Genomic DNA, 7,848 nt, shown 5'->3' with positions numbered 1-7,848 from the left:
GTTGCGGTTTCTCAGGTGTCCGAAGAAGAGGACAAAATGATGGGAAGGTTCGTATCTCTCAACTCAGAACTCAAGAAGCGAATAGAGTTTCTCAAGAGCCTCTATGTGGGCATTTATAAACGGCTTGAAAATCAACCGCTTGGCCATATTTGGATAGAGAAATTGGGCCCCGCCGTCTGGGCTTCGGTTGGCAGGGGCTTTTAAAACTCCCAACTTTATAAATAATTGTATTTTTATTAAGGGGACGAACTAATGATTATTCACGAATCAAAACACCTTGACTACAAAGATATAATTGATTACTTTAGAATTATTTCCATCAATGTTTTCGGCTTTGGTAATTCCAATAAGAGTGAACAATGGGCGGCAAAACAATTTCCCATTAAGTAATCCTGTCCAAACTCGGAGAAGGCGGCATGGGTTTATAAAGCTGAAGATACTAAACTGGAACGAGAAGTCGCAATCAAGTTTCTACCCAGATTTAATGCAGCCGAAATAGAGCAAATAGGGAAAGTCCCCATGAAAAACTTCCGAAAAGGTCTGTCAAAAGAGGCTATTCATATATCAGTGCTGCTTACTCTTATGCTTTGTGCTGCTCTTTTAATATATTTTTCATTCATGCATAATACACCGAATGCGAACGAGAATTTCACACGCCTCTTAGAAAAACCCGGCTCGGGACCGGACCCACGGCCCTCGGAATGGTTCTGGAAACAGAGAACTTTTCCTCACTGGAAAGCGGAAAAAGATGCCCATTTAGAGATGTTGAGAACTGCTCAGGCAATGAGATCGAAGAAAATCTCGCGAATCAGTTTCGATTTGCAATGGGAATTTGCCGGGCCAACCAATGTACAGGGGAGAGTTCATGATATCGAATTCGATCCTTTGGACCCTAATAATATTTACGCTATTCCCAGCACTGGCGGTATGTTCAAATCCAACGATGCCGGTGTCACCTGGGAGCCGATTTTTGATGATCAGGCGATCTTGACTATGGGTGATATTGCGATTGATCCCATCAACCCGAATATCATTTACGTCGGAACCGGCGAGCCGAATGGCGGTCATAATAATTTCCCGGGTGCAGGCATTTATAAATCCATTGATGCCGGTTCTACTTGGCAGTTGATGGGCCTGGAGAGTACCGTCTCTATCGGCCGGGTGTTGATCGATCCGACGAATACTCAACGGGTGTTTGTTGCGGCTGTCGGCTCTTATTTTGCACCCAACCCGGAGCGGGGAATCTACCGCAGCGAAGACGGCGGGGCCAGTTGGTCACAAGTCCTCTTCGTTAGTGATTCTACCGGCGCAATTGATCTGGTTATGGATCCTACAAATCCTTCCTTTATGATGGCGGCCATGTGGGAACGGGTTCGTCGTCCGCAGTCAAATCATCTTTTCGGCGAAACCAGCGGTATTTTTCGCAGCTTTGATGGCGGCGATAGTTGGGAATTGATCGATCCGAATTTCAGTGGTTTACCCAATCCTCTGGCCACAGATGTGGGGCGTATTGGTTTGGCAATCAGTCAGAGTGAGCCGGATATCATTTATGCACTTTATAATGATGGGCAAGCATACCTGGGGCTTTTCAAAACCACAGATCAGGGTAATACCTGGACCGATGCTGACCCGAACAACCAGCTTTCCAATGGTTTCGGCGGTTTTAGCTGGTATTTTGGTCAGGTGCGAGTTCATCCGGAAAATCCCGATATTGTGTATGTCCTGGACGTCTTGCTTTCGCAAACGACCGATGGCGGTTTTAGCTGGAGTGCTGAATCTCTTTTTCATGTTGATTTTCATGATCTAAAATTTAATCCCCAAAATTCGGATCATATCATTACCGGAAATGATGGTGGCATCGATATTTCTACAAACGGAGGTTTAACATGGACAGAAACTGCTGATTTACCCGTCACTCAATTTTACGAAATCGGGTTGGACCTCAATAATCCTGAAAGATTATACGGCGGAACTCAAGATAACGGGACCACGCGAACTCTCACCGGTGACTTGGATGACTGGGAGTTCATTTTCGGTGGTGACGGCTTCTATGTGATTATTGATCCCACCAACCCGAATATCATCTACTCCGAGTCACAATTCGGTGACTTGGGTAAATCCACCAATGGTGGGGTGAGCTTTCAACCAGTTAATAATGGTATCGATCCGTCCGAACCGACAAATTGGTCAACACCAGTGGTGATGGATCCCAACAATGTTTCGAGGTTGTATTATGGAACCAATCGGGTTTATCGAACTGAGAACGGAGCGGCGAGTTGGACCGCGATCAGCCCTGATTTGACCGAAGGCGGTCCCCGCCTGGGAACTGTTACCACTATCGCCGTTGCTGCAACCAATTCCGATATCATTTATGCCGGTACTGACGATAGTCACGTCTGGCTGAGCACGGATCTTGGTGCAACCTGGAACGAAGTTACCGGTCCCAACATGCCATACCGCTGGATCACCCGGGTCGCGGTTGATCCGACGGATGAAAATATCGCCTACGTTACTTTTTCCGGGCTAAAATGGCACGATCCGGAACCGCATATTTTTCGTACTATGAATATGGCTGAAACCTGGACAGATATCAGCAGTAATTTACCCAACGCCCCCATTAATGCTATCGCTATCGATCCAATTGAAGCGAATATTATATATGTCGGGACGGATGTCGGCGCTTATATCAGCATCGACAACGGGCAAATCTGGGAGGCTCTGGGCAGCGGCATGCCAATGGTCACCGTAACGGATTTGAAGATTCATCCCACTGAACATTTTTTGGTTGCCGGAACCCACGGACGCTCGATGTACAAAATGGATTTATCCGACATTACCGGCCTCGAACCTGATAGGTCGTTTCCGGTTGCCACCAGTTTCGAGCTGCAGCAAAATTTTCCAAACCCTTTTAACCCTGCAACAAAGATTACATATGATCTTCCCAGAGGTGAACAGGTTATTTTAAGGATTTTCAATTCCCTCGGTCAGGAAGTGCGCACTTTGGTGGATCACCGACAGCCAGCAGGAAATCAATCGGTCACCTGGGATAGCAAAGATAATCACGGAGAAACCGTTAGCGCCGGTGTTTATGTATATCGATTATCAGCCGGAAACGAAGTTCAGAACAGGAAGATGATACTGTTGAGATAAGGTTTAAGTAATAAATGCTACGGCGAGGGTGGGAGCGAGCAAAAGAGGTGCCTCGACCGTATGAATTACGCATGAACTCATTGTTGTACTCAACTGGGATGAAGAATTGAAATAAATTTTGTAAATCAGGTCGCGGTACGCGGTTGGTTATATGAGCGTTATTTGAACGTTTTGTGATAGATTTGTGAAATTTGATCTGTATCTTTGGCTGTTGAAGTTACTAATTCATAACCTGACAGATTAAGTATTGTAAAAAAAATCGTGAGGAGTAAGCGATATGTTTCGGAAGAAATTGGCAGCAGCTCTATTGCTTTTAACGTTTGCAACGAGCTGTGTCGGAACTGACTTTATTCAGGATCCGGTTCAACTTTTTGAACCGAAGATTGAGATAGAGCCAGCAAACAGCGCGATTCGTGTAGGCGAAAACATCGATTTTGCTGCGACGTACTACGACAGTTTGGGCCAGCAAGTACAATCGACAGTCTTCCAATGGACAAGCTCAAATTCAGATATTGCGGTTATCGATGACAATGGCACTGCTTCCGGTATCATGCCGGGTCAGGTTCAGATAGTGGCAAAAGTAAACAACATTGTGAGCGAACCCGTTTTGCTAACTATCGTGACAGACCCAAATCAGGTGGCGACCGTTATTGTAACTCCCGATTCAGCCAATAGTAGTCCTGGCCTAACAATACAGTTCTCAGCGATGGTATTAAACTTGAATGGCGATACGATTGCCGGAAAGGTAGTGATGTGGCGGAGCGGCAGTCCGGAAATAGCGGGCATTGATGTAAACGGTCTTGCAACCGCTCTCAAACCTGGTATCGCGGAAATAACCGCAACTGTGGACGGTATCGATAGTAGTCCGGCGCTATTCGAAGTGCTCGGCCAAACAAAGTCCGGTCAGTTCGTACCTCGACCTGGGAGTTCGTATACGGTTCGGGGTGGGGTCACAATGGAAAAACAAGATAATGGCAACCTATTGCTACAATTCGATGACAACTTTTTAAGCAGCAATGGTCCCGGACTTTATGTCTATCTCTCTACTTCGAATTCCGTAGGATCAAACAGTCTCGAAGTTGAAAGATTGAATAGCACGCAAGGTCAACAACTTTATACAATTCAAGGGGATATCGAATTGGATACCTATTCCTGGGTGATTATCCATTGCAAGCCGTTCAATGTGACTTTCGGCTATGCTGAATTGAAATAAATGCGGAGGATTAAGATGCGAGAAAAGAGTAGATTCATCTCCATGCTGCTAATCGTGATTGCACTACCAACGTTTTTGTTTGCCGGTAGCTGGACACAGAAGAAAGGCCGTGGTTTTTACAAGATCGGATTTCGTTTTATCCGGGCAAATGAGTTTTACGAACCCAATGGCAATAAAATCAGCATTCCGACTCTTGGAGATAATACATTGAGTTTTTATGGAGAACACGGTCTTACGGATAGAATTACTTTGGTGGCCTATATTCCGTTTTACAAGCGGATTACGTTGAACCGCCAGGTTGGCCAGGAGAGTGGCTTTGTCTATTTCGAAGGTGATGCGATCTCAGGCATTGCCGATGCCGATGTTGGATTTCGATTTGGTCTACGTCAGGATGGCTCGACTGTGCTGAGCCTTGGGTTCATGTTTGGCCTGCCGCTAGGAGACGATCAACAAGCTAATGGTCTGCTCACCAGCGATGGCGAGTTCAATCAGTTTGTCTCGCTTCAGATTGGCCATTCCTTCTACCCAACTCCGGTGTATTTTGCGTCAGAAGCGGGTTTTAACAATCGTTCGAAGGGCTATTCCGATGAATTCAGATATGGGTTTGAGCTCGGATACCAAATTAAGCAAAGGCTAACCTTTATCTTGCGCGCAACGGGTGTTCAATCGCTCAAGAATGGTAATGATTCGGTTATGGGAGGCATGGGCGGATTATTTGCCAATAATCAGAGTTTTCTTGCTTATGGGCCGGAGTTGGTTTACGCGATGAATGACAAACTCGGCATTTCGTTTGGTGTGGACAGTGCGATATTTGCCGAAAACACACTATCAGCATCGGTTTTTTCCTTCGGGCTGTTTCTGAAAAGATAAAACAGTTATCCAGGTGGTGAGCCTGCCATACTGACTAAAATAAAAAGATGCCAGACGTACTTTTTGCAACACTTGTCTGACACATGATATTGATCTTTACACAGTCTCCAAACTTCTTGGACACTGATATAAAAGAACCCAAAATTTATGCTAATTTGATTGACAAAAAGCAAGACGAAGCGATTGATAAACTTCCTGAATTAATGTGTAGATGAGCTTCAAGAAGGGAATTGAGTTGATTTATTCCAATATAATCGAGGGTCAGACAACTTAAAGGACAAAATCGAATCCGGTTTCTTAAGTATAATCTATACTCAAGATTTCCAATGGATTTATAGGATAAAAACATCATATAATACTTGCATATCGCGTTGTAGACGGGTTCATTCAAAATCTATAAGATTTCATAATTATAAATGTTATAACACCCGTTAAAGGTACCAATGACGGATTTCATTTCTCAAATATTAAGGAAAGTATTCTCATGAAACATTTAGCTTCCACTCTACTTGTACTTGTTATGATTTCAGTGTCGTCACTTCATGCCCAAACACCCAAGTTGCAATTTTCGTCCATGACCGTACCGGCCGGTAATGGTCCACGCTCGGTAATCTTGGTTGACCTGGATCGTGACGGCAATCGTGATCTGGCGGTTGCAAATATATTTGGCTCAACAATTTCGCTTATTTTGGGCACCGGCACCGGCTCTTTCACATTGCAGGGTAGTATTGCTACCATCCATAAAGCGCCGCATGCCATCGCATCTGGCGACTTTAATGAGGATGGTTTGCTGGATGCGGTCACCGCTAATCGAGATAGCAACACTGTTAGCGTGTTTATAGGAGATGGTACAGGTAGCTTCCTCGTCCCAACTTTCTTTGCAACCGGCAGGGGACCGCGCTGGATTGCGATTTCTGATTTCAATGAAGATGGTCATGCAGATCTTGCGGTTACCAATCGTGATGACGACAACGTCACCGTATTGTTGGGTGATGGCAACGGCAATTTTGTGAAAGTAGGCGACTTTTACACCGGCGATGGTCCGGTTCCAATAGAGGCAGCCGATTTTAATGGTGATGGCTTCATCGACTTAGCAGTAGGCAACGATTTTAGCGATACATTGGTGGTCCTGGCTGGAGATGGAACGGGCAGATTTGCTTTTGAATCGGCGATCCCGGTTGGCAAGGGACCCAAAAACATCGCTGTAGGTGATTTAAATCAGGACGGTATTTCTGATATCGCAGTAGCTTGTTTGGATGGGACGGTATACGCACTTTTTTCGGATCTGCAGGGAGGTTTTACCGCCTCATTCTACCCTGCCGGTGACGCCTCATTTGCGGTCGTCATTGAAGATTTTGATGGGGATGGCAAAAGTGACTTGGCTGTGGCCGACGGCGGCAATGATAACTTAGTAGTCTTGTTGAACGATGGTATGGGTGGATTCGCTGATGCGCAAAACTTCCCGGTTGGTTTGGCACCACATGCTGTCGTCGCCGGCGATTTCAATGGTGATGGTAGACCTGATCTCGCGGTTCCCAACACCGGTGATAACACAATAACAATTCTTCTTAACGAAACTCCGGCGCAAGAGTCCGTGCATGTAGTATCGGTAATTCAAATGCTTTATTCGGATTTCTTTCCTGATCCTGCTATCTCACTTGCCGGTCAACCTTTGCGGCTTCTGGTTACAACTAATTCTCGTGAACACGTCAATCGTCTGCGCATTCTGCCTTTTATCGATGCAACTGACATTGTACGTGTAGGTGAAATTATGACGGTCGAGTTTACCCCTCAAGATGTAGGAACCTATCAAATCCAGAACATCGGTCACGGTTTTACTGGCGACATCCTCGTCGTTGAAGATGCGGCTGCGGCCGATGCCAAGGTGATCGAACTTGGCCTGCAAGGCATTTCGCTTATCCACAGCAATGCCCAAACGCAACTTTATCCTGCGACCATACGCGTACTTAAAGGTATTCCTTTAACGATATATAATATTAGCCTTGATGATGAGCATTGGGTCAGTATTACACCTTGGGTAACGGCTCCTTCCCCATCTGAACCAGGTAATGTGAGACCGCGCGCTGTTACGACTTTTGAGTTTACGCCCACAGATACCGGGAGTTTCGTCATTCAGCATACTGTGCATGGTTTTAGCGGTACCTTGATTGTCGAAGAACCAATCCTTACAGGAATCGCAACACAAAGATTCGTGCCGGGACAATATACTCTTTCTCAAAATTACCCAAACCCTTTTAATCCCGAAACAAAAATTGAGTACTTTTTGGAAAAAGCTGGTTTAGTCAGAATTACGATTTACAATCAACTTGGTCAACTTGTCAGGCGGTTGGTCAATGAACAAAGACCCGCAGGTCAACATTCGATCTTATGGAACGGACGGAGCAATGAAGGACTACATTTAATCAGCGGTGTGTATTTATATCGGTTAAAAACGGACAAGTTCGTCCAAACTAGGAAGCTCATTTTGCTGAGATAAAGAAAATCTTTCGGGCTGTAGTAATTTGTTTACCTCAATTACCCCTCCTAACCTCCCCTTATCAAGGGGAGGAATTTCTCCTCCTTGTTTAAGGAGGGGCCAGGGGAGGTTTTAATGA

At 45.3% G+C, this 7,848-nt stretch carries 5 protein-coding genes; all 5 read left to right on the top strand.

Annotation, left to right across the window (positions count from 1 at the left end):
• Positions 1-15: 15 nt before the first annotated feature.
• The 5 genes from IIC38_11220 to IIC38_11200 all read left to right on the top strand — a co-directional run bounded on the left by IIC38_11220 (position 16) and on the right by IIC38_11200 (position 7,730).
• A complete protein-coding gene (locus IIC38_11220) occupies positions 16-204 on the top strand; it encodes a hypothetical protein (GenBank protein MCH8126519.1) in 189 nt (62 codons plus the stop codon).
• A 315-nt stretch (positions 205-519) separates the two neighbouring features.
• Positions 520-3,150, top strand: coding sequence for a T9SS type A sorting domain-containing protein (locus IIC38_11215; GenBank protein MCH8126518.1), 2,631 nt, complete (start codon positions 520-522; stop codon positions 3,148-3,150).
• Between the two features lie 277 nt (positions 3,151-3,427).
• Positions 3,428-4,363, top strand: a complete 936-nt coding sequence (locus IIC38_11210; protein ID MCH8126517.1) for a DM13 domain-containing protein — start codon at positions 3,428-3,430, stop codon at positions 4,361-4,363.
• A 15-nt stretch (positions 4,364-4,378) separates the two neighbouring features.
• Positions 4,379-5,233 carry a hypothetical protein gene (locus tag IIC38_11205; GenBank protein MCH8126516.1) on the top strand — a complete coding sequence of 285 codons (855 nt, stop codon included), beginning with the start codon at positions 4,379-4,381 and terminating at the stop codon, positions 5,231-5,233.
• 484 nt (positions 5,234-5,717) lie between these two features.
• Positions 5,718-7,730 (top strand): T9SS type A sorting domain-containing protein, encoded by a 2,013-nt coding sequence (locus IIC38_11200; protein MCH8126515.1) that lies wholly within the window; start codon positions 5,718-5,720, stop codon positions 7,728-7,730.
• Positions 7,731-7,848: the final 118 nt, after the last annotated feature.

It is taken from the genome of candidate division KSB1 bacterium (assembly GCA_022566355.1).
Lineage (GTDB): Bacteria > Zhuqueibacterota > JdFR-76 > JdFR-76 > DREG01 > JADFJB01.
The sequence above is the reverse complement of the archived record's forward strand: the minus strand, read 5'-3'. Positions and strand labels throughout refer to the sequence as shown.

Bases quoted from the DNA above. Each gene is read 5' to 3' on its own strand.
- IIC38_11205 (MCH8126516.1), top strand. From the start codon at position 4,379: ATGCGAGAAAAGAGTAGATTCATCTCCATGCTGCTAATCGTGATTGCA.
- IIC38_11215 (MCH8126518.1), top strand. From the start codon at position 520: ATGAAAAACTTCCGAAAAGGTCTGTCAAAAGAGGCTATTCATATATCA.
- IIC38_11210 (MCH8126517.1), top strand. From the start codon at position 3,428: ATGTTTCGGAAGAAATTGGCAGCAGCTCTATTGCTTTTAACGTTTGCA.
- IIC38_11200 (MCH8126515.1), top strand. From the start codon at position 5,718: ATGAAACATTTAGCTTCCACTCTACTTGTACTTGTTATGATTTCAGTG.